The sequence below is a fragment of the Cupriavidus sp. 21MJTG02-4 genome (assembly GCF_057798975.1).
Map to the genome: position 1 here is coordinate 368,408 of NZ_JBYOJP010000003.1, position 20,920 is coordinate 389,327.

The window sequence follows — 20,920 nt, forward strand, 5'->3', positions numbered from 1 at the left end:
GCTCAGGCCGCCGCTTCGGCACGGGCGGCGCGCATGCTGCCGACACCCAGCACAGCCAGCGCAGACAGGATCAGCGCGATCGCACCGAACGTCTGCGGGGCAATCTGTTCCCCGCCCAGCCAGGCACCGACGGCCAGTGCCACGGGCGGATTGACGTAGACATAGCTGGTCGCCAGCGTCTGGCTCACGTTCGTGACCAGGTACATGTAGGCGGAAAACGCCACCAGCGAACCCATTACCACCAGATAGCCAAAGGCCCACCACGCCTGTGCGCTGACCGATGCCGGCCACGGTTCCTGCCTCAGCACCGACAGGGCCATCAGGATGACGCCGCCGATCAGCATCTCCGCGGCGAAGGCGGCCGCCCCGTCCGGCAATTCCAGCCGGCGCGCAAGCTGCGAGCCGAACGACCAGCTGGCCACGGCCAGCAGCAGCGCCACCACGCCCGTGGTGCTTACGCGGAATTCCGCGCCACCGGTCAGGATCAGGATGCCAGCGCTGCCGATGACAATCGCCAGCCCCTCATACCAGCGTGGCCGCGTGCCGAAGCACGCGCTCCAGAACAGTCCGAAGATGGGCATCGACCCGATCATGACGGTGGTGGCCCCGGATGAAATCGTCTGTTCGGCAACGGCGGTCAGGCCCATGCCGCCCACCAGCAGGAAGATCGCCGGCAGCGCACAGTTACGAAGTTGGCGCCAGGCGGGCATCGGCGTACGCCGCCATGCCAGCCATGCAGTCAGCAAAAGGCCCGCGCACAGGAAGCGCGAGGCGGTCATCAGCAACGGCGGAAAGCTCTCCAGCGTGAAGCGGATCGCAAGATAGGTCGTGCCCCAAACCACGTAGGTGATCAGCAGGCAGCACAGGACGAGCGGGGGCATGGTGTCCGGAAGAACCGCGAGGGAGGCTTCAAAGATACGCTCGCGCCACGCCGGCGCAAAACGAAAAGGTCTGGCAAGGCTTGTGAGTCTGTTTCACAAAACAACCGTGGCGCCTGAGCGCCACATGCCGGAAAGCTTCCACATCACACGTTGCTTTTCTCGCATACGTAGTTTTACGTAATGCTGCAATGCGACAATCCTTTGCTACAATCAGGGAAAACCCCATGAGGGTAATCCCTGTAAGGAAGGACGTCATGAACACCCAATCCGATATCAAGCTGACCGATCAACTGGAACGCGACCTGATCGAGCGCGAACTGGGCTACCGTGGCCTGGGCATTTCGAACGACGTGAAGCGCGCCATTGCCTTTGTGCAAACCGTGCTGACCCGTCTGCAGACGCAAGCCCGCAAGGCCAAGGTAAGCTACGCAAACGGTTGAGCCAAACGCTCCCAGGATGTACCGGTCTCGCGAGCGAGGCCAAATGAAGCCGGCAAGTGCGGCCCGCAGGGGTTAGCAACGCCGGCTTTTCCGTTTCTGCACGGTGAGTGGGGCGACTCGCAACGATCCACAAAGCAGCGGGTGGAACGCACTGACAGGCTTGTCGCAACGACTGCTGCAGCGTCGGGAGCACTCGGACACCGTGGGATGGGCGGGTGGTCTCACCGGCACCGAGGACAGCCGATCCTCAGAAGATCTGGCGAATGCCAACCGCCACGCCCACCATGCTGCGCTGCCCCGGCGTGGGGAAGTAGCCGGTGGCAAAGCCGGTATTCGACGTATCGAAATTCAGACCCGCGTTGCGCGCGTACGCGGTCGTCAGGTAGACGTCGGTCCGCTTCGAGAACGCGTAGTCGGCAACGAACGCCACCTCCCACGGGCTGGCCGGGGTGGTGGCCGCGGCCGTCTGGGCCAGGCGCACCGATTTGAGGTTCCAGTAGTAGTAGCCGAGCTGCAGGCCGAGTGCCGATGTCAGCTGATAGTTCGCGCCCGCCCACCAGAAATCGTCGCGCGACAGCGTCGAGCCGTCGGCAAACTGTGTGGAGCCCCAGCGATACCCGCCCATCACGCTGGCGTTCCCGAGGTTGTAGCGCAGTGCGCCAGCGAGCTTGCGCTGCTTGCCCGCATTGCCCGCGGTAATGGCCGGATGCCATTCGTCATAGGCCAGCGCGGCGCCAAACCCATTCGAGAAATAGGAAACCCCGGCGCCAAAGCCGGTGTTGTCGCGGCCGTGGCCCGGTACTTCGCCTGCGCCGGCGCCGGCCAGCGGCGTCATGCCGGTCAGGCCGACACCCGTGCCAAAGGAGTAGTGGGCCATGGCGGTCAGGCCGCCGAAGGTGCCGGAATACTTGACCGTGTTGTCCGAGCGATTGTCCAGACCCGTCAGCGCCCCGACCGGCTCATAAAGGCTTGCATAGCGCAGCGGCGCGAAGTTGGCCATGGTTTCAAACAGCGGCGTGTACTGGCGGCCGAGCATGACCTGCCCGGCGTCGGATTGCAGGCCGACATAGGCCTGTCGTCCGAACAGGCGTCCGCCGTTGCCGGACATGCCGGTATCCACCCCGAATCCACTCTCCAGCACGAAGATCGCGCGCTTGCCGCCGCCCAGGTCTTCCGTCCCGCGCAAGCCCCAGCGCGGGCCGGCCAGTCCACCGATCGATCCCATGGCGAACCGGCTTCCGCCTTGCTGGTAGGTGACCTGGCCGTTGTTGAGCGTCGGCGGGCTGCTGCCCATCTTGCTCACATATTCGATGGGCGCATCCAGTACGCCGTACAGGATGACGTTGCTTTGCGCGAGCGCCGGCGTGCTGGACAGCGCCGATCCGGCAAGGGCTGCGCCGCAGGCCACCGCGATGCCGGTCCTTTTCAGGCTTGAACTCATGATTTCAGATTTCCTTATTGTGGTTTTATTGGGTCCGCAAGCACCCGCGTCGCCGCTTGCCCTGGCAGGCTTCAAAGCGGGCTGCCGATGCGGATGCCCTCGCTACGCGGCAAGCCGGGCGCGAACCAGCGCGCTCGCGCCGGTCAGCTCGCCGAGCGGTCGCTCCGCCGTGATCAGCGGCAGCCCCTGCTGCTCCATGCGCTGGAGCTTCATCGCCTGCTCGCATTGGGCCAGTGCCTCCGCGCGCGGCATGAACACGATGCCGCCCTCGTCGGCGATCACCAGGTCGCCCGGTGACACGACCGCGCCGCCACAGCTCACCGGGACGTTCATAGCGCCGCCAATTCCCTGAAGCCGCGTCGTGATGCTGCTGAAGCCACGTGCCCAGACCGGCAGCGACAGGTCGCGGATTTCCGCGGGGTCCGCGCAGGGACCGTCAACGATCACGGCAGCGACACCGGCCTTGGCGATGGCATAGGCAACGCCTCCGCCCAGGCAGGCGTGCCGGTGATCACCGAGCCGGTCGATGACCAGGACGTCACCAGGCCGCAACATGCCCACGGCGTGATGCAGCAGCGTGGAATCCGCCGCGGGCAAGGCCAGGGTCACGGCAGGGCCGGCAATGCGCATGCGTCCAAAGAGCGGGCGGATTCCCGCGTCGGGAAAGCCCAGCAGCCGGAAGTGGCCGATGGTGGCGGGCTCGGCTTCCATCGCGGCGCGATGGATCTCCGGAGGCAGCGCCTCCGGCATGGGTCGAATGTCGAACATGGGTAGGCTCCGCTCGGCGCTCAGAGGACGCGGTGCTGGCGCAGCGGCATGCGCGCGCGGATCTGCGTGAGATAGTCGCGGTCGAAGCCTGCCGAGGCATGGCCTTCGGTGTTCGACACCTGGGCCACGATCTGCCCCCACGGGTCGACGATCATCGAATGACCGAAGTTCTTGTACTTGCCCTCGCCGAACGTGCCGACCTGACCCGGCGCGACAAAGTAGGTCTGCGTTTCGATGGCCCGCGCGCGCAGCAGGACTTCCCAGTGGGCCGCGCCGGTTTCGAAGGTGAAGGCCGACGGCGCCACGATGATGTCCGCGTCGCGTTCAACCAGGGCCCGGTAGAGCTCCGGGAAGCGCATGTCATAGCAGATCGAGAAGCCGATCTTGACGCCCTCCACGTCCACGCAGACGATCTCGTCGCCACGGCCGACCAGCTTCGATTCCTTGAGTTCGGTGCCATCCGCGAACACCACATCGAAGCGATGGATCTTGCGGTACTTCGCCAGCAGGCCGCCGTCGCGGCCGAACATGAGGGAGCAGTTGAAGACGTCGTCGCCGTCACGTTCCATCATGCTGCCGATATGGAGAATGATGTTGTGCTGGCGGGCCGCCTCGCTGAAGGCGCGGTAAGCCTCGCCGTCCGGAAACGCTTCGGCGGAGTCGCGCATCTCCTTTGGCGACGCGCTGATGCAGGCGACCATTTCCGGGAGCACCACGAAATCGGGGGAATCGGCTTGCACGGCTCGCTCGATCAGGCCGAGCGCCTTTTCAATGTTCTTCGGCTTGCTATTGCCTGCGTTCAACTGGATGACTGAGATCTTCATGACTGGGTTTCGGTTGGGTGTAGCGGAATTGGGAAAAAAGCGGGGCCACCGTCAAGCGATGACGCTTGACGACGTTCGGCTCAGGTAAATCCGGGGTGGCGGCGCGGCTGCGCGCCGCGGGATCAGGAAGGCGCCGGGACCATGGCGTCGCTTTGTCAGGACATCGCAGCGGCCGTCCGGCCTCGCGCCGCCAGCGTGTAGCTGGCCAGCACGGCGACCGAGATCAGCAGCGCGGTGGCGCCCACGACCGAGACGGCAGTGCGCAATGCCTCGGTGCCTTGCGGTACGAGCTTGGTCATCTCGCCGACCAGCAGCGGGCCGACTGCCAGCCCGCAGATATTGACCGCGAGGACATAGACCGCCGAGACGCGGCTGCGGATGGACGCCGGGCTGCGCAGTTGAATCAAGGCGGGCGCCACGCCGATCGAGCACGTGCAGAGCGCATGCAGGATCGCGGCGAGGCCCAGCAGCAGCACCGGCGTGTGGGCGAACATGAGCGCCGCGGCAAAAGGAAGGCCGATCACTGCGGCGGTCAGCGGCACGCGCAGGACACCGACCTCCGGCTGGCGGCTCTGGATGCGGTCGGCCGCCCAGCCGCCGATCAGCATGCCGAGGGAACTGGCAACGAGCACGATGAGGCCATAGGGCTTGCCGATCTGGCCGGGGGTCCAGGCAAACTCGCGCGCGAAGATGGACGGCAGCCAGGACAGCAGCGCGTAGTTCATCGTCAGCAGACCGGACATGCCGATGAACAGCGCCGCAATAAAAGTCCGGTCCGACCACATGTAGCGCCCCGTGCCCACCTGCTGAGCAACGGCGTTGGCATTGCCGTGTTTCGTGGCCACCGGCGTCTTGTTCTCGGTGCGCGACAGCACCCACCAGAGAATCGGCGTGAGCGCCAGGCCCGGCAGCGCCACGGCCACGAAGGTCTGCTGCCACGGTTGCAGCGTGCCGAACCACGGCGTGACCACCGGGCCAATGCCCTTCAGATAGTCATACATCGCACCCACGATGTAGAAGGCCGTACCCGCGCCGATGACCGCCCCTACCTGGAACAGGCTCAGGGCGCGATTGATCATCGTGCGCGGGAACTGGTCGTGGATGATGGCGTAGGCCGATGGCGCAAGCGCGGCTTCACCCGCGCCGACCAGCATGCGCGAGGCCAGCAGCCCGACGAAGGTCGTGGTCAGTCCGCATGCCGCGGTCGCCGCGCTCCAGACCAGCAGTCCGACCACGATGGTGCCCTTGCGCGACCACTTGTCGGCGAGCCATCCGCATGGCAGGCCCAGCACCGCATAGAACAGGCCGAAGGCCAGGCCCTGCAGCAATCCGATTTGCGAATCGGTGATGTCGTACGCCTTCTTGATCGGCTCGATCAGCAGCGACAGCGCAAACCGGTCGATCACGGAGACGACCATCGCCAGCGCGAGGACCATCGTGAGGATCCACGCCCAGCGTTGAACGGTCTTGACCACCGGAGGAGTGATTGGTGAATTCATGGTTGCATATCCTGTTTCAGGAATCCCGGAATCCCGGAATCCGGAATTCGATCAGCACGTAAGCGCGGCGCGGCTTACTGCCCGGAATGGTTTTGCAGCGTCTCGTTTGCCGACGCCCAGATGGCGCTCAGCCCGCGATACAACGCAACCTGCTCCATCGCGATGAACACTCGTTCCGCGCCGTGCTCGATGGCAAAGGCCTGTTCCTCCGGGCTCCATGCCGGGAACAACCAGGATTTGCCCGCGGCCTTGGCGGCTTTGACAATCGCCTCGATATCGGCCCAGTCGCCCGCTTGCCGCTTGTAGATGCCGCGGCCGCGACGGATCGAGAGATCGGTCGGCCCGATGAAGACACCGTCGACGCAAGGCAGGTCGAGGATGGCGTCGACTTCCGCCAGCGCGTGCTCGTCCTCGATCATCGGATAGCACTTCGTGTTTCGGTCTTGCTCCGCGATCCAGGCGTCGGCCGGGTAGGCGAAATGGGTCGTCCGGCCGCCAGCAAGGCTACGATCGCCCAGCGGTGGCAGCTTTGCGTAGCCGCACACACGGCGCGCCTCTTCCACGCCGGAGATGTGGGGAATCACGACGGCATCGGCGCCAAAGTCCAGCGCCTGCTGGACAGCTTCACGGGTCGGGCCGAGCACCTTGGCGAAGACTTCATAACCAAGCGCTTTCAGGAATGGCACGAAGCGGTCGAGCGCGTCGAGATCAAAGGTGCCGTGCTCGATATCGAGGATCGCCACGCGATAGCCGATGGTCTTGCCGATCTCGGCAGTGGCTACGTTCGGTCCGGAAAACCAGAGGCCAAGGTGGCCGGGGGAAAGCTTCGTCTTCATATCGTAGTGCGGGGAAAAAATCGCTTCGCGTGAACGGACACTGCCCATCGATGCCGCCTCTGGCATTGACCGCAGATCTTCTTGCATACGTCGTGTATACATGACGTATGCAAAGATAGAGGGGGTAACTGATTGCGGCAATCCACGTTTACCCCACGAAGCCGCATTGGGATTGCGCGCGATCTGCGGGCTTCTCAGCCTTTTGCGCTATAATTCGATGTGACTTTTTCGTTGCACGGGAACGACAGCGATATGATCCACACGACACTTTTTCAATTTGGGCATATCGCTGATATACATGACGTACACACAAGTTCACCCCATGGGTTCCGAGAATTCCAAGACCACCACCGCCGGGCTATCCGCCGCCGAACGCGCCTACCAGCACATCCACGGCCAGATCCTGCGCGGGCAGTACGCCAGCGGCGCCTTCCTCGAAGAAGAACCGCTGTCCGAAGAAATCGGCGTGTCGCGCACGCCGATTCGAGAGGCCTTGCGACGCCTGTCGGCGGAGGGATTCATCGAACTTATTCCACGGCGAGGCGCCCGCGTGCGCGGCGTGACCGCCCAGGAACTACGCCAGTTCCTTGAGGCCCGGTTCGCACTGGAAAGCCATGCCATCCGGACCATCTGCCAGCAGAAACAGGTCGTCCCCGCCGAACTGGCACGCATGATTGGCGAGATCAGCCGACTGGTGCTGGAGCGCAACTTCTTCGAGGCGGCCGAACTCGACCGCCAGTTCCATCGGGCCATCGTCAGCCTCGCCGGCAACGACCTGCTGGTCGAGTTGTTCGACGCGCTCCGGTTCCGCCACCTGCTGGCCTGCCTTTCGACGCCACCGGATCCGACGCAGGTTCGCCTGGTCGTCGACGAACACGTGGACCTGCTGGCCGCACTGTCGAGCCACGACGCGGCGCGCGCGCTGGACAACCTCGCCGAACATCTGGACCCGGAGCGCGCGCCGCGGCTGCGCGCCCTGTCCGACTGAGGGACCTGTTTTCCAAGGCGGCGGCCCTGCGCCAAGCACGGGCCGCTAGCGCTTCAGGCAGTCGAGGCCGCCGTGCAGAGCGATTCCGGCGCCTGGAAGGCATACCACTCGCGCGCGAGCCATTGCGCAAAGCGCAGTGCCATGAAGTCCGAGAACGCCGGCGCGATAATCTGCGCGCCGAACGGCAAGCCAAGCGAATCGCGGCCCAGCGGGACCGCGGTGGCCGGCACGCCTACCACCCCCGGATATCCGGCCCAGAACATCGAATCGGTGCTCTCCTGCGGCTGCCCATTGACATCGAGCATGCGCTCCCAGCGCTCGCCGTGCTGGTTGTGCGCAAAGGCCGTCGTCGTGGCGACCGGGCAGATCAGCAGATCGAAGTCGTTGAAGAACCGATCCCATTGCATGTGCAGCGTCGCGCGGCGCTGGTCGAGCGCGAACCAGTCCCGGTGCGTGAGCGTGGTGCCGCGATAGTGGCAAGCGCGGTAGCTCATGTCGGCGGGGTCAAGCAGGTTCGCTATGCGCCTGGCCGTGTCGTAGGCGTCATCGGAAAGAAAGGCTCCGGTCGCAGCGCGCACCAGATGCAGGTACACGGCACGCGCTTCGCCGCTGTCGACCGGCCGGCGATCCTCGCTGACACAGGCGACCTCCCCGCGCAGGAAGGAAGCCAGCGCCTGAAGTCTCGCGACGATCGCGCTATCGACGCGTGCCACCGGGTCGTCGGCCATGACGGCGATCCGCAGGCTCTCGACCGGCCGGCTGCGCGCGCGCCAGCGCGCTTGCTGCCAGCCGTGGCTGCCAAAGCTGTGGGCAGGCGACCCGAGGACATCCATCGCCAGTTCCAGGTCGTGCGCGCAGCGTGCCATGGGCCCTGCCACGCCGATATCCACGCTGTCCATGCAGGCGATCCCCGGCAACGCGTGGCCTTCCATGGGCACTACGCCCCAGGTCGGCTTGTGGCCGTACACGCCGCAGTAGTGCGCCGGATTGCGGATGGAGGCGCCAATGTCGCTCCCCAATTCAAGGCAGGTGTAGCCGGCCGCCAGGGCGGCAGCCGATCCGCCCGACGAGCCGCCCGGCACGCGCGTCGCATCCCACGGATTGCTGGTCGTGCCATATACCGGGTTGAACGTCTGCCAGTCGGCCAGCGAAACCGGCACGTTGGTCTTGCCGAAGATGATCGCACCGGCATCCACCAGGCGCTGCACGGCCAGCGCATGGCGCGTGGCGATATTGGTCCTGAACGCCTCGTAGCCCCACGTCGTGGGCAGGCCGGCCACGTCGAACGACTCTTTTACGGTAATCGGCAAACCATGCAAGGGGCCCCAGCTCCGACCGCGCGCGCGGTCGGCATCCGCTTCGGCGGCGCGCAGCAGTGCGCGATCCGCGTCCAGCACCGCGACGGCGTTGATGTCGGGATCGATCGCCGAAATACGCGCCAACTGGCTGTTGAGCACCTCGACACTTGAAATTTCCCCCTGGCTCAGCGAGCGCAGGCATTCCTGGGCAGTGGAATAGTCTTTCACCGGACAACTCCTTCGATCAGCGGTTGACGGCCTGAGCAGGCATCAGGAGCACCGCGATGCTGCCCAGCGCGAGACAGCCGGCGAGAACACCCAGGCCGAGCGATGCGCTTCCGGTCGTCGCGAACAGCCAGCCGAACACCGATGGGCTGGCAAACCCGGCGATCTGCCCGAACGCATTGACGAAGGCCAGGCCGACGGCGGCCGCGGCACCCGACATGAAGGCCGTCGGCAGGTTCCAGTACAACGCGTTGGCGATCACGTTGCAGCCGATAGCGACGGTGCTGGCAACCAGCAACAGCGTCGGGTTGTCCAGCGTCCACGGCATGACCGCAAGGCCCGACGCCGCGGCAAAGCCGGGCAAGGCGCTGTGCCAGCGGCGTTCACCGGAAGCATCGGAGGTCCGGCCCAGCACCAGCATGCCGATGACCGCCACGACGTACGGTATGGCGACCATCCAGCCGATCTCCACCGTGTTCTTCACCCCGGCGTTGCGCAGCATGGATGGCATCCAGAAGGCCAGCGTAATGCCGCACAGAAAGGCGAAGTTGATGAACGCCAGCAGCCAGACTTTCGGCGAGCGGAAGGCATCGCGCATGCGGTGGGCGCTGGCATGCTTCGCGTCGCTGGCGACACGTTGCTGCAGCAGTTGCCGTTCGGACCGGCTGAGCCACTTTGCCTGCGCGATGGTGTCGGGCAGGTAGCGAAGCGTGACCAGTCCGAGCAGGACGGCCGGAATCCCCTCGACCAGGTAGAGCCATTGCCAGGCGGCCATGCCGCCGTGGCCGTCGAATGCGCGCAGGATCCAGCCCGACAGCGGACTGCCGAAAATGCTGGAGACCGGGATGGCCGCCATGAACAGTGTGATGACGCGGCCGCGCCGTTCGGCCGGATACCACTGCGTCAGGTACAGCATCACCCCGGGGAAGAAGCCGGCTTCGGCGGCGCCAAGCAGCAGGCGCACCACATAGAATTGCGTGGGTGTCCTGACGAACAGCGTGGCCATGGACAACAGGCCCCACGTCACCATGATGCGCGCGATCCAGCGCCGGGCGCCAAAGCGCCCCAGCAGCAGGTTGCTGGGCACTTCCAGCAGGAAGTAACTCACAAAGAAGATACCCGCGCCGAGCCCGAAGACCGCTTCGCTGAAGCCAAGGTCGGCTTGCATGCCGATCTTGGCGAAGCCGACGTTGATCCGGTCCAGGAAGGCGAAGATAAAGCAGATGAAGAGGAAGCCGATCAGCCGCCTTGTCACCCTGGCGTAGAGGGCGTTCTCACTCGCGGCGGGATTGGTGGTCATGGAATCGGGTGGGGCCGGGAGCCCTTCGGGGCTCTCGAAATTGACCTGCGGGCGCATGGAGTCTCCTGAATAGTGGGCGGAAGCGCCCTGGCCTCCGCGATGCCCTGCATGGTAGGAATCCCCGTGCCCGCGCGCTACTGATAAGATTTCATAGCGAACCCTTTTGGTGTTCACTTTGGCATGCTTTCCCTGATGGTGAGAAGATGAAGAACAGTCAGTTGCGCGCCTTTGTCGCCATTGCCGAACAGGGCACTATCCGCGCTGCGGCCCGTTCACTGGCGCTGTCCCAGACAGCGGTGACCAAGTCCCTGCGCGAACTGGAGCTCGATCTCCGGGTGCCATTGCTGAGCCGCAGCCCACAAGGCGTACGGCTGAATGACGCCGGCCTGGAACTGCTCAGGCGCGCCAAGCTGATACTGGCCGAAGTGGACGACGCCCGCGCGTCGATCCAGAGTTTGTCCGGCCAAGGCACGCCGCACATCCATGCGGCCGTGACGCCGGCCTTCTCGCTCATGTGCTTGCCCGATGCATTGCAGCGTTTTCGCAGCCGATATCCCGACGCCCGACTGACCATTCGCGACGCCTTCCTGTCGGAAATGCTGCCCTTGCTGCGAGACGGGTCCATCGATGTCGCGATCACCTCGCTGATGCCAGACGTGCTGGGCGCGGACCTGGCATTCGAGCCGCTGGGGCGCCTCGCCGTCGCCATGTCGACCCGGCCCGGCAAGTTCGGGCCCGGGCCGCATGGCCTGGCGGACCTGGGCGAGTCGGTCTGGCTACTCGACAGTTCGCGCGGCGGCACCAGCGAAGCGGTTCGCCAATGGTTCCTCCGCCATCATGTGCCGCTGCCGCGCCAGATCATCGAATGTCCCTCGTCGATGGCGTCGCTCGTGCTGTCGACCCACGGCGATGCCATCGCCCCGGTGCCGCAGCCAGTGCTTTCGCTGCCGTGGATGGCGCCGCTGATCAGCGAGATCCGGCTCCAGGAGCCGCTGCCGACGATGCAGATCGGGATTGTCATGCGCAAAGGCAATGTGCTGGATGCGCCCGCCAGCTGGTTCACTGAATGCGCGCGCCTGGCGATACGCTCCGTTCCCGGTCTGAACTTGTCCCGCTGACGGATCCGGCAAGACGGGACAGCGCGGCGGCGTGCTTTGCGCCGGTCCTGGAACGCTCCATCGAAGATTCGCGATAAGGGTTACCGCGTGCGCTGTCCGGTCCGCTCTAGCCCGGAAGCAATCCCTCGGCCGAGGCCATGCCGAGCCGCAGCCGCGGGTGGTCGTTCAGCACCTGCAGAATCAGCGCGCGATGACACCGCTGCGCGGCCACGGAACTGCGTAGCGCCGCCAGCGTCTGGCGTGCCAGTGTCGCCTCGATGGTTCCGGCTTGCAGCCCCCTCATCAGCGCGATCTGGCGGCGGATGCGCTCGCGCCCATCGTTGATATGCTTTTCGCTGCGCTCCAGATCGCGGAGTTCTGTCGCCAGATCGAGCATGATGCTCTCCAGGTGGTACGCCTGAGCGACCGCAAAACCTCGGATACGTGGCCGCTCACCTCTGATATAGCGACCGGATCGACCGAAATCCAGATACATCTCTTCAGGACAAACTTCACTTCAAGGCCGGTTGGCATAGCGTTTGCGTAGGGATGGGGCACCACCATTGCGTGGAAGATGGCCACCGGCGCTGATGCGCATCTGGGGAATGAGATGGTCGAGCCTGCTTCCGATTTCACCAGGCATGCCCGCTTTGACGGGCGCATGCTCATCATCGGCTTCGGCAGCATCGCAAGTTCCCTGCTGCCCCTGCTGCTCCGTCATATCGCGGTGGAGCCGTCGCAGATCACCGTGCTGTGCCCGCCCGGAACGCTTGTCGAGATCGCGCGGGAATATGGCGTGCAAGTGATCGAACAAGGGCTGAACGAGAAGAACCATCGCGAGATTCTCCAGCGCCACACCGGCAAGGGCGATTTCCTGCTGAACCTGTCGGTCAACGTTTCCAGCGAAGCCCTGGTGCGGTATTGCTGGGAACACGGCGTGCTTTACCTGGACACGTCCATCGAGCCATGGCGTGGCGGCTCGGTGGATCCCAATGCCTCGCTATCGCGCCGCAGCAACTATGCCTTGCGCGAAGGCGTGTTCGCATTCCGCCTGGACAAGCGCAACGGGCCGACGGCGATCATGACGCAAGGCGCCAATCCCGGCCTGATCTCCGCGCTCCTGAAGCAGGCGCTCGTCAACCTGGCCGCCGACAACGATCTGCATTACGCGCCGCCCCGGTCTTTCGAGGACTGGGCCACGCTGGCGCGGCGCCTCGGCATCAAGGCCATCCATATCGCCGAACGCGACACGCAGGTCGGCACCGCGCGCAAGGGCGACAACGAGTTCGTCAACACCTGGTCGGTGGACGGCTTTATCGAGGAAGGCACGCAGCCCGCCGAACTGGGGTGGGGCACGCATGAGCGTTACTGGCCCGACGATGCGCAGCGCCATGGCTTCGGTTCCGACGCCGCGGTGTACCTGACCCGTCCCGGCTTCAGCACGCGCGTGCGCAGCTGGACGCCGCTCGGCGGTCCGTTCCACGGCTTCCTGATCACGCACGGCGAATCCATCTCGATGGCCGACCACCTGACGCTGCGGGAAAACGGCGAAGTGGTCTATCGGCCGACTGTTCACTATGCCTACCGCCCCTGCGACGACACCCTGCTGTCGATCGACGAACTGGCCGGGCACGGCTGGCGCAAGCAGGACAAGCAGCGCATCATGCGCGACGACATCACCGACGGCATGGATGAACTCGGTGTCCTGCTGATGGGAAATGAGCGCGGCGTCTACTGGTATGGCTCGCGGTTGTCGACCGCCCAGGCGCGCGAACTGGCGCCGCACAACACGGCTACCAGCCTGCAGGTCGTGGCCGGCATTCTCGGCGGCATGGTCTGGGCGATCAAGAATCCGCAAGCCGGCGTGGTCGAGCCCGACGATCTCGATTACCAGACCGTGCTGCGCATCGCGTGCCCTTATCTCGGCGAAGTCGTGGGCGTCTACGGCGACTGGACACCGCTGGCCCAGCACTCCGAGCTGTACCAGGAACCGGCGGACGAAGATCCCTGGCAGTTCATCAACGTTCGCGTGACGTAGCGAACCCGGCCCGAGGAGGACAAGCGGATGTCTGGCTTGTTGCATAAGGAACTGGGCGTCATCGAGAACTCCTACTACGAAGCGAGTGTGCAGCGCCCCGTTCCCAACGCGCCGCTGCAGGGGCATGTCAAGGCCGATGTGTGCGTGGTCGGCGGCGGCTACGCGGGACTGTCCTGTGCGATCGAACTCGCCGAGCGGGGCTTCAGCGTGGCACTGCTCGAAGCGCAGCGAATCGGCTGGGGCGCTTCGGGGCGCAACGGCGGCCAGGCGATCGTGGGCTTCGGGTCCGAGGGCGAGCGGGCGATCGAGCGCCAGTGCACGAAGGACATCGCCAAGGCGGCCTGGGACGTGTCAGTCGAGGGAATCGATCTGCTCCGCCAGCGCATCGCGCACTTCGGCATCGATTGCGACTTTGTGCGCGGCTACCTGACCCTCGCGCCCCGCGAAGGAAAGGTGCGCGACCTGGAGGCATGGGTCAGGCATACCCGTGACGTCTATGGCTATCCGCTCGAATGGATTGGCAACGGCCAGCTGCCGCAGTACGTCGGCAGCAGCCGTTTTGTTGCTGGCGCCTACGATGCACACTCGGGCCACCTGCATCCGTTGAAGTACTGCCTCGGGCTGGGCGCGGCCGCTGCGCGCAAAGGCGTCCGGGTGTTCGAGAACTCGGCGGCCTACCGGCTCGAAGCCGGCGAAGACGCCGTGGTGAAAACCGCCGAAGGCGAGATCGAATGCAAGCAGGCGGTGCTGGCGGGCAACGTGTACCTCGGTGAATTCGGCGACCACATGGCACCGGAGATCCAGGCGCGCATCATGCCCGTGGGCACGTACATGATTGCGACGGAGCCGATGGAACGCGCCAGTGCCGCTGCGCTGATGCCGGCCATGGCGGCCGCATCGGACAACAACCTCATCGTCGATTACTTCCGCCTCAGCGCGGACCACCGCCTGTTGTTCGGTGCCGGCGAGACCTTCAGTGCCCGTCCGCCCCGCAACCTGGTGGACCGTATCCGGGCGCGCATGGTGCGGGTCTTCCCTCAGACCGGGGACCTGAAGGTCGATTACGCCTGGGGCGGCTTCATCGATATCACCATGAACCGCGCCCCGGACCTGGGGCGCGTCGGCAAGTGCCTCTACTATGCGCAGGGCTTCTCCGGGCACGGCGTGGTGTTCGCCGGCATGGCGGGAAAACTGATTGCGGAAGCCATCAGCGGCGATGCCACCCGGTTCGACGTGTTTACGCGCATCCGGCATCACCGCTTTCCGGGCGGTGATGCCTTGCGCACGCCCGCGCTCGTGCTCGGCATGTGGTACTACAAACTGCGCGACCTGCTCTGACGGCAGCGGACCGGATTGCAGAACGGGCGGTGCAAACCTTCTCGTCCGCGCAGAATGGTCAGTCCGTCAGCGACGCCGGCAGCTTGCCGCCATTCGCCGCCAGCTCCTGCATCAGCCGCTTGTGCAACCACGTGTTCATCGACGCCGAGTCGTTGGTGTCGCCCGTGTAGTTCAGCTCGTGCGCCAGCGCCTTGCGATGCTCAAGGCTGCTGTCGATGCCCAGCGCCTTGAGCGTATCGACGATCGATGTGCGCCAGTTCAGCGCCTGGCCCGATTCGCTCACGGCCCGGTCCATGACCGCTTCCACGTCGACCTGCGACAACGGCCGCTGGCCAGTCGCGCCAGAGGATGCCGGTGTCCCGCCGGCCGACGAAGCCGCGCCGCCGGCTGATGGGCTCGCACCGGACGACGCCGTGCCTGGAGCGGCCTGAGCGCCTCCGGTGCCTGATGCCGTACCCCCGGCCGTACCGCCAGCCGAACCCGTGGACGTGCCAGGTGAAGTCCCGGCGGTCGAGCCGGGCGCCGCGCCCGGGCTCGCGGTCGAAGTGGTCTGCGGTTGCGCAGCCTGCCCCCTGTGAAGCAGCTTGTTCAGGATGTCTTTGAAGATGCTCATCTCAGCCTCCATACCAGGTGTAAGCCTTGCCTTCGTGCAATTTTCATTCCCTCCGCGGCAGGCGTGCGCGCAGCACGCCTGCGCTGACATGGCGGCTCGCGCGACCTAGCGCTTCCCGGTCTCGGACCCGGACTCGGGTTCTTCTGACTCGGACTCCGCCCCATCCGAACCGAGATCGGCGCCCGTGACCGGATCGCTGTTGACGTCGGACGCGTCGCGCATGGCAAACGCCGCGACGGCCGACGCCTCTTCCGGCGTCAGACGGACGGTGGCCGAGCCATCTCCGCCATCCACGGCGGGCGGCGGGTCTTCGACGAACTCGAAATTCCTGTCGTCGTTCCACGGCCCGCGCTTCGGTTCGGTGCCCTGCGACATCCTGTAGTAGACCGAATCGAACGGCTCGACGCCCGGTGTCTTGCCCGGTGGGAAGTTGCCCGCGATCGAGTACAGCGCGCGTTCGAATGACTTCTGGTGCGCGATCTCGCGCGTCATCAGGAAGCCAAGCGCCTCGCTGACGCTGGGATCGTCGCTAAGGTTCATCAAGCGCTCGTAGATGATCTTGGCACGCGCTTCCGCCGCAATATTGGAGCGCAGGTCGGCGGTGGGCTCGCCGATCGTATCGATATAGGCCGAGGTCCATGGCACGCCCGCCGAGTTCACCAGCGCGGGGCCGCCGCCGAACAGAAGCTGCGTGACATGGCTGTCGTTGCCGGCGCCGGACAGGGACCGGTACAGCTCGGCTTCCTGCTCGGACCCTTCGGCCAGCTTGCCCTTCGCGCCCCGGTTCAGCATCGCGATCAGGGACCCGATCACCTCCAGGTGGCTGAGTTCTTCGGTGGCAATGTCCAGCAGCATGTCCTTGCGGCCGGGGTCTTCCTCGCTCAACGCCTGCGTGAAGTAGCGCGTTGCCGCTGCCAGCTCTCCTTGCGGGCCACCGAATTGCTCCAGCAGGAGGTTGGCCAGGCCAGGGTCTGCACGCGACACGCGCACGGTATATTGCAATCGCTTGTTGTGTATGAACATGGTCAGCTCCAGGATGTGTCCAGACGCGCCTTGTCCCAGCGCAGGCGCAGCCGTGCCGCTGCATTGACCATGCCAGTCGCGGCCCGCGCACCGCGATTTCAAGGTTAGCCATCCGGCGCGGGCCGCCGCCGGGGCGCGGGCGTGTAGGAATTGCAGTGCGCGGCATGATGGGATGCCGTTCCTTGCGCGTGGAACGGCTTAATATCGGGGCGCCGCCAGCATCCACAGCAAGGCGGCATTCATCGCCACGATGATGGCCACGGCCGTCCACGCAAGCCCCATCAGCCAGCGCGGATTCACGTGCTCGCCCATTTGCGCGCGGCTGCTGGTGTAGCGCACCAGCGGGATCGCGGCGAACGGAAGCTGCAGGCAAAGAATCACCTGGCTCAGCAGCAGTAGCTGCGCCATGCCGCGCCCGGCATAGAGCGTCGCCACCACGAACGCCGGCACGATGGCGACGCAGCGCGTAACCAGCCGCCGCAGCCAGGGCGGCAGGCGGGTCTGCAGGAAGCCCTCCATCACCACCTGGCCAGCAAGCGTAGCGGTCACCGCCGAACACTGCCCCGACGCCAGCAGCGCCACGCCAAACACCAGGCTGGCCCAGGCCGCGCCCGTCAGCGGACTGAGCAGGCGGTACGCATCCTGGATCTCCGCGACGTCGGTACGCCCCGCCTGATGGAACACGCCCGCTGCCGTGACCAGGATGGCGGCGTTGATGACAAAGGCCAGCGACAGCGCCACCACCGTGTCGATGGCCATGAAGCGCAGCGCCCGACGCAGGTCCGCCGTGCTGCCATCGAGCGCACGCGTGCGCACCGCCGCCGAATGGAGATAGAGGTTGTGCGGCATGACCGTGGCGCCGATGATCCCGATGCCGATATAGAGCGCGGCAGGATCGCGCAACGTGGGCCCGTGGGGCAGCAGTCCGGCCGCCACGTCCTGCCACGCCGGCCGCGCGATCAGCAGCATCGCGACAAAACACGCCAGTACCAGTGCCACCATGCTGATGACGAAGGCCTCCAGGCGCCGATAGCCGCGTTGCTGCAGGACCAGCACCAGCAGCACGTCCAGCACGGTCAGCGCGACGCCCCATGCGAGCGGCAGGCCGAACAGCAGGTTCAGCGCTATGGCGGTGCCGATGACCTCGGCCAGGTCGGCCGCGCAGATGGCGATCTCGCACAACACCCACTGCGCCAGCGCCGAGCGTCGCGAACTGAGTTGGCGGCAGGCCTGCGCCAGGTCCATGCCGCAGACCAGGCCGAGCCGGCTGGCGAGCACCTGCAACAGCACGGCCATGCAGCTGGACATGGCGATGACCCACAGCAGGCGATAGCCGTAGGCGGAACCACCGGCGAGATCGGTCGCCCAGTTTCCGGGGTCCATGTACCCGACCGCCACCAGATAACCCGGCCCCGCGAAGCGCAACATGCCGCGCCAGCCATCGCTCGCCGCGCTTTGCGCTGCGACGACGGAAGCGCAATGCTCGGGAGGAGGCATTTCAGCCAAGCAAGGCGCACAGGCGGATGAAAAGCGACATGGCCCCGCCGCCCAGCACCAGCATGCCGGCGGTCATTCGGTACGGATGGGCGCGCCAGAACCGGTGCGCCGGATAGATCGACATGGCGGCCCTCCCCCGGCGCACGCGGCGCCGCAGTAATCCAGAACGACGAGGGAGGTGCACGACTCGTGCCAGCGCCAGAAGAAAGCCTTCAATACCAGTGCGTCACTTTTCTGTCCGGAATGGGACCATTCCGGGGTGGCGTACCGGGGATGCGGAATGTGTATCCTGAGTGAAGACCAATCGCGGAGAATTGCGATGCCTGACGAGGAGACCCGCGCTCCGGATCTTGCCAGTTGCGATCGATATATCAAGGAAGGCCGCCAGCGCGTACGGCGCCAGATTGCACTGGTGAGAGAGCTTGACAGGGACGGGCATGACACCACCGTCGCGCGCCAGCTTCTTGCCGCACTGCGAGAGACCGTGACGGCCCAACGGCGACATCGGGATCTGATTGCCGAACTCGACGGCCGTCTCGCTCCCGTCAGGATTGCCGGGATTCCAATCGAAGTCCGCGGCAGAGCCGCAAAGCCATGAGCGCGTCGCTATAACCGGTATGACCGGACGGTCACCCGTAGCGCGCTCGCTACCCGGCGACAGGCGGAAACACATACCAGGCGCCGTCCCCGTGGCGGAAGAAGGCAATGGACAAGCGCCGCGTGGTTCGCGTGGATTCGACACATACCAGGCAGCCCTTGTGATTGGCAAGGTGCTTGAAGCATGTAACCCGCGCCGGACTGTCGTCGCTCGGCGACAGCCACTTTTCTACCAATCCGCGTAGCGAATCTTCTGATCTGCGCATCGTCTCACTCCTTTCGGGGCTCTGAGGCACATCACTGGCACCGCACACTGCATCGGCACCTCCTTGATTTCAAGGCTAGATGGGGAACCTCGCCAATGCCTTCAGTGGGAGACAACAAAGCGGAGCGAGATGAACTGAATCATGCGTAGGAGGTTCCTGACAGCACCGCTGACATAGCGAGCGCGGCGTCGTCGAGCATCCGCACGACCGCCTGCTCGCCTCGCTGAACCTGAGTGTCCGTGACCGCATCAGTCGGCAATGGTCTCCAGCGCCCTTCCGCGGGTCTCGATGCCGAACCGGGACACGATTCCCGCTGCCGCAAGAAAACACAAGGCGCCCAGACAGAACACGCCAGTTTGCCCCGCGACCGGCAATACCAACCCGACGAGTGCCGGCCCGAGCAACGAACCCAGGCGCCCCACCGTCGATGCCATCCCGCAACCCGAGGCGCGCGCACGCGTCGGATAGAGCTCGGGCGTGTAGGTATAGAGCACCGCCCACATGCCGAACATGAAAAACTGCATCATGCCGCCGGACAGGAGCAACACCGTGGCATCAGACCCGGAACCCGCGACCCTGCCGTAAATAAACACCATGCAGGCACCGCCCACCAGGGTCGCCACGCATGTCGGCTTGCGTCCCAGGCGCTCCACGGCCCATGCTGCGCACAGGAACCCGGGAATGCCGCCGATGGAGATATAGACCGTATAAAGGACAGATTTGGTGACACCGACGCCGGATTGCTGCAGCAATGCACCGATCCAGGTATTCAAGCCATAGAACCCCAGCAGCGCGAAAAACCACAGGCCCCACACTGTCAGCGTCCGGCTGCGATACGCCTGCGACCACAGTACGCGCAGACCCGATGCGGTTTGCTCTGCCTCGGCGATCATGGGGGTGACTTCGGGCAGCGCGTCGAGCTTCAACCGGCGCATCACGGATTTCTCGATACGCTCGACCACATCGGCCGCCTCGGCATGCCGGCCTCGCGATTCCAGCCAGCGCGGGGATTCCGGCACATAGCGGCGGATCACGAGCAGGAAAACCGCCGGCACCGCGCCGAGCAGGAACATGGTCCGCCAGCTATAGGCGCTCAGGACGTAGTACGACATCAAGCCCGCGCAGATGAACGCGATCGGCCAGTTCCCGTCCATCAATGCCAGATACTTGCCGCGCTGGCGTGCCGGAATGAATTCGGACATCAGCGTCTGCGCCAACGGCAACTCCATGCCCATGCCGAGCCCCAGCAGAACCCGATATGCGCCGAGCTCCATGGGGCTGTTCGCGGTGGAGCAGAGATAGCTGCCGACGCCCCAGATAATCATGCTGACCTGGAATACCGGCTTCCGGCCGAACCGGTCCGCCAGGACCCCGGAACAGATCGCGCCGATGGCCATCCCGACGAAGCTCGCACTGCCGAGCATCCCGGCCTGGGCTGAAGACAATCCGAACTCCGTCCGGATCGAGCCCAGCAGATAGGTCATCATGGCCAGGTCGAGGTTGTCGAAGAAGAAGGCCAACGCAATGACGGCGAACAGGAAACGGTGGTAGCCGCATACGGGTAGCCGCTCCAGCCGGTCGCCGGTGCGCACGCGCATCAGCTCGAGTGGGGTGTGTTTCATCTTGTCTCCAGTAGTTTTAATGCCCGCGCTTGTAGGCGCTGATGGCGTTGCGATACGCATCGATGCGTGATCGCTTGCTACTGTCGCGTGGAGACGCCCCAGAGGCCCGTGCGAGAACGCCAAGCTATGTCTTGCAGGTGCCAAGCGGATTTCTTTGGCGCAAGGAAATGGTTCTTCGGTGAATGGGGGTATCGTGCTTGGCATGCGCTGCTGTTTCGCCGGCGTAGCCGGCAGGGCTTCCGGTGATGACTGGTTCGTCGTGCTTGGCAGACGCCGCTGTTTCGCCGGCGTAGCCGGCGACCTACTTTCTTGTCCGAGCGACAAGAAAG

At 65.1% G+C, this 20,920-nt stretch carries 20 protein-coding genes; 6 read left to right on the forward strand and 14 right to left on the reverse strand.

The window, feature by feature from the left end; all coding sequences use genetic code 11:
- Positions 1-2 precede the first annotated feature (2 nt).
- Positions 3-881 carry a drug/metabolite exporter YedA gene (gene yedA, locus AC3FKH_RS08010; RefSeq protein WP_488674438.1) on the reverse strand — a complete coding sequence of 293 codons (879 nt, stop codon included), beginning with the start codon at positions 879-881 and terminating at the stop codon, positions 3-5.
- A 254-nt stretch (positions 882-1,135) separates the two neighbouring features.
- Between yedA and AC3FKH_RS08015 the strand changes: the two genes are divergently transcribed.
- The gene (locus AC3FKH_RS08015; RefSeq protein ID WP_483733850.1) at positions 1,136-1,321 is read left to right on the forward strand and encodes a hypothetical protein; all 186 of its coding nucleotides are present in this window, start codon (positions 1,136-1,138) and stop codon (positions 1,319-1,321) included.
- A gap of 247 nt (positions 1,322-1,568) precedes the next feature.
- On the opposite strand, the gene AC3FKH_RS08020 is transcribed toward AC3FKH_RS08015, so the two are convergent.
- The 5 genes from AC3FKH_RS08020 to AC3FKH_RS08040 form a co-directional block, all read right to left on the reverse strand.
- Positions 1,569-2,762 (reverse strand): porin, encoded by a 1,194-nt coding sequence (locus AC3FKH_RS08020; RefSeq protein WP_488674440.1) that lies wholly within the window; start codon positions 2,760-2,762, stop codon positions 1,569-1,571.
- A 102-nt stretch (positions 2,763-2,864) separates the two neighbouring features.
- A complete protein-coding gene (locus AC3FKH_RS08025) occupies positions 2,865-3,530 on the reverse strand; it encodes an RraA family protein (protein WP_488674442.1) in 666 nt (221 codons plus the stop codon).
- Between the two features lie 20 nt (positions 3,531-3,550).
- A complete protein-coding gene (locus AC3FKH_RS08030) occupies positions 3,551-4,354 on the reverse strand; it encodes a carbon-nitrogen hydrolase family protein (RefSeq protein WP_488674444.1) in 804 nt (267 codons plus the stop codon).
- A 155-nt stretch (positions 4,355-4,509) separates the two neighbouring features.
- Positions 4,510-5,853 carry an MFS transporter gene (locus AC3FKH_RS08035; RefSeq protein ID WP_488674445.1) on the reverse strand — a complete coding sequence of 448 codons (1,344 nt, stop codon included), beginning with the start codon at positions 5,851-5,853 and terminating at the stop codon, positions 4,510-4,512.
- Positions 5,854-5,927: 74 nt separating this feature from the next.
- Positions 5,928-6,830 carry an HpcH/HpaI aldolase family protein gene (locus AC3FKH_RS08040; protein WP_488674447.1) on the reverse strand — a complete coding sequence of 301 codons (903 nt, stop codon included), beginning with the start codon at positions 6,828-6,830 and terminating at the stop codon, positions 5,928-5,930.
- 157 nt (positions 6,831-6,987) lie between these two features.
- Here AC3FKH_RS08040 and AC3FKH_RS08045 point away from each other — a divergent pair, with 157 nt between their 5' ends.
- On the forward strand, positions 6,988-7,677 hold the full coding sequence (locus AC3FKH_RS08045) for a GntR family transcriptional regulator (RefSeq protein ID WP_488674449.1): 690 nt from the start codon (positions 6,988-6,990) through the stop codon (positions 7,675-7,677).
- Between the two features lie 53 nt (positions 7,678-7,730).
- Here the strand turns inward: AC3FKH_RS08045 and AC3FKH_RS08050 are convergent, their stop codons facing one another.
- Positions 7,731-9,203 (reverse strand): amidase, encoded by a 1,473-nt coding sequence (locus AC3FKH_RS08050; protein WP_488674451.1) that lies wholly within the window; start codon positions 9,201-9,203, stop codon positions 7,731-7,733.
- Positions 9,204-9,219: 16 nt separating this feature from the next.
- Positions 9,220-10,557: an MFS transporter gene (locus AC3FKH_RS08055; RefSeq protein WP_488674452.1), complete on the reverse strand. Its 1,338-nt coding sequence runs from the start codon at positions 10,555-10,557 to the stop codon at positions 9,220-9,222.
- A 146-nt stretch (positions 10,558-10,703) separates the two neighbouring features.
- On the opposite strand from AC3FKH_RS08055, the gene AC3FKH_RS08060 reads away from it, so the two are divergent.
- On the forward strand, positions 10,704-11,618 hold the full coding sequence (locus tag AC3FKH_RS08060) for a LysR family transcriptional regulator (RefSeq protein WP_488674454.1): 915 nt from the start codon (positions 10,704-10,706) through the stop codon (positions 11,616-11,618).
- Between the two features lie 106 nt (positions 11,619-11,724).
- On the opposite strand, the gene AC3FKH_RS08065 is transcribed toward AC3FKH_RS08060, so the two are convergent.
- Positions 11,725-11,994: a hypothetical protein gene (locus AC3FKH_RS08065; RefSeq protein WP_488674456.1), complete on the reverse strand. Its 270-nt coding sequence runs from the start codon at positions 11,992-11,994 to the stop codon at positions 11,725-11,727.
- Between the two features lie 213 nt (positions 11,995-12,207).
- On the opposite strand from AC3FKH_RS08065, the gene AC3FKH_RS08070 reads away from it, so the two are divergent.
- Together AC3FKH_RS08070 and AC3FKH_RS08075 are read left to right on the forward strand one after the other, a co-directional pair.
- Positions 12,208-13,635, forward strand: a complete 1,428-nt coding sequence (locus AC3FKH_RS08070) for a homospermidine synthase (RefSeq protein WP_488674458.1) — start codon at positions 12,208-12,210, stop codon at positions 13,633-13,635.
- A gap of 27 nt (positions 13,636-13,662) precedes the next feature.
- Positions 13,663-14,973: an NAD(P)/FAD-dependent oxidoreductase gene (locus AC3FKH_RS08075; RefSeq protein WP_488674460.1), complete on the forward strand. Its 1,311-nt coding sequence runs from the start codon at positions 13,663-13,665 to the stop codon at positions 14,971-14,973.
- Between the two features lie 58 nt (positions 14,974-15,031).
- On the opposite strand, the gene AC3FKH_RS08080 is transcribed toward AC3FKH_RS08075, so the two are convergent.
- The 4 genes from AC3FKH_RS08080 to AC3FKH_RS08095 all read right to left on the reverse strand — a co-directional run bounded on the left by AC3FKH_RS08080 (position 15,032) and on the right by AC3FKH_RS08095 (position 18,230).
- Positions 15,032-15,586, reverse strand: coding sequence for a DUF3597 domain-containing protein (locus AC3FKH_RS08080; RefSeq protein WP_488674462.1), 555 nt, complete (start codon positions 15,584-15,586; stop codon positions 15,032-15,034).
- Between the two features lie 105 nt (positions 15,587-15,691).
- On the reverse strand, positions 15,692-16,609 hold the full coding sequence (locus AC3FKH_RS08085; RefSeq protein WP_488674463.1) for a manganese catalase family protein: 918 nt from the start codon (positions 16,607-16,609) through the stop codon (positions 15,692-15,694).
- A 198-nt stretch (positions 16,610-16,807) separates the two neighbouring features.
- On the reverse strand, positions 16,808-18,106 hold the full coding sequence (locus AC3FKH_RS08090) for an Nramp family divalent metal transporter (protein ID WP_488674464.1): 1,299 nt from the start codon (positions 18,104-18,106) through the stop codon (positions 16,808-16,810).
- Position 18,107: 1 nt separating this feature from the next.
- Positions 18,108-18,230, reverse strand: coding sequence for a hypothetical protein (locus AC3FKH_RS08095; RefSeq protein ID WP_488674466.1), 123 nt, complete (start codon positions 18,228-18,230; stop codon positions 18,108-18,110).
- Positions 18,231-18,425: 195 nt separating this feature from the next.
- Between AC3FKH_RS08095 and AC3FKH_RS08100 the strand changes: the two genes are divergently transcribed.
- Positions 18,426-18,704, forward strand: coding sequence for a hypothetical protein (locus AC3FKH_RS08100; RefSeq protein ID WP_488674468.1), 279 nt, complete (start codon positions 18,426-18,428; stop codon positions 18,702-18,704).
- 513 nt (positions 18,705-19,217) lie between these two features.
- Here AC3FKH_RS08100 and AC3FKH_RS08105 read toward each other — a convergent pair.
- Positions 19,218-20,591 carry an MFS transporter gene (locus AC3FKH_RS08105; RefSeq protein WP_488674871.1) on the reverse strand — a complete coding sequence of 458 codons (1,374 nt, stop codon included), beginning with the start codon at positions 20,589-20,591 and terminating at the stop codon, positions 19,218-19,220.
- Positions 20,592-20,920: the final 329 nt, after the last annotated feature.

Coding starts and splice junctions, on each gene's coding strand:
- yedA (WP_488674438.1), bottom strand. CDS start 881: ATGCCCCCGCTCGTCCTGTGCTGCCTGCTGATCACCTACGTGGTTTGG.
- AC3FKH_RS08015 (WP_483733850.1), top strand. CDS start 1,136: ATGAACACCCAATCCGATATCAAGCTGACCGATCAACTGGAACGCGAC.
- AC3FKH_RS08020 (WP_488674440.1), bottom strand. CDS start 2,762: ATGAGTTCAAGCCTGAAAAGGACCGGCATCGCGGTGGCCTGCGGCGCA.
- AC3FKH_RS08025 (WP_488674442.1), bottom strand. CDS start 3,530: ATGTTCGACATTCGACCCATGCCGGAGGCGCTGCCTCCGGAGATCCAT.
- AC3FKH_RS08030 (WP_488674444.1), bottom strand. CDS start 4,354: ATGAAGATCTCAGTCATCCAGTTGAACGCAGGCAATAGCAAGCCGAAG.
- AC3FKH_RS08035 (WP_488674445.1), bottom strand. CDS start 5,853: ATGAATTCACCAATCACTCCTCCGGTGGTCAAGACCGTTCAACGCTGG.
- AC3FKH_RS08045 (WP_488674449.1), top strand. CDS start 6,988: ATGACGTACACACAAGTTCACCCCATGGGTTCCGAGAATTCCAAGACC.
- AC3FKH_RS08055 (WP_488674452.1), bottom strand. CDS start 10,557: ATGCGCCCGCAGGTCAATTTCGAGAGCCCCGAAGGGCTCCCGGCCCCA.
- AC3FKH_RS08060 (WP_488674454.1), top strand. CDS start 10,704: ATGAAGAACAGTCAGTTGCGCGCCTTTGTCGCCATTGCCGAACAGGGC.
- AC3FKH_RS08065 (WP_488674456.1), bottom strand. CDS start 11,994: ATGCTCGATCTGGCGACAGAACTCCGCGATCTGGAGCGCAGCGAAAAG.
- AC3FKH_RS08070 (WP_488674458.1), top strand. CDS start 12,208: ATGGTCGAGCCTGCTTCCGATTTCACCAGGCATGCCCGCTTTGACGGG.
- AC3FKH_RS08075 (WP_488674460.1), top strand. CDS start 13,663: ATGTCTGGCTTGTTGCATAAGGAACTGGGCGTCATCGAGAACTCCTAC.
- AC3FKH_RS08080 (WP_488674462.1), bottom strand. CDS start 15,586: ATGAGCATCTTCAAAGACATCCTGAACAAGCTGCTTCACAGGGGGCAG.
- AC3FKH_RS08085 (WP_488674463.1), bottom strand. CDS start 16,609: ATGTTCATACACAACAAGCGATTGCAATATACCGTGCGCGTGTCGCGT.
- AC3FKH_RS08090 (WP_488674464.1), bottom strand. CDS start 18,106: ATGCCTCCTCCCGAGCATTGCGCTTCCGTCGTCGCAGCGCAAAGCGCG.
- AC3FKH_RS08095 (WP_488674466.1), bottom strand. CDS start 18,230: ATGTCGATCTATCCGGCGCACCGGTTCTGGCGCGCCCATCCGTACCGA.
- AC3FKH_RS08100 (WP_488674468.1), top strand. CDS start 18,426: ATGCCTGACGAGGAGACCCGCGCTCCGGATCTTGCCAGTTGCGATCGA.
- AC3FKH_RS08105 (WP_488674871.1), bottom strand. CDS start 20,591: ATGAAACACACCCCACTCGAGCTGATGCGCGTGCGCACCGGCGACCGG.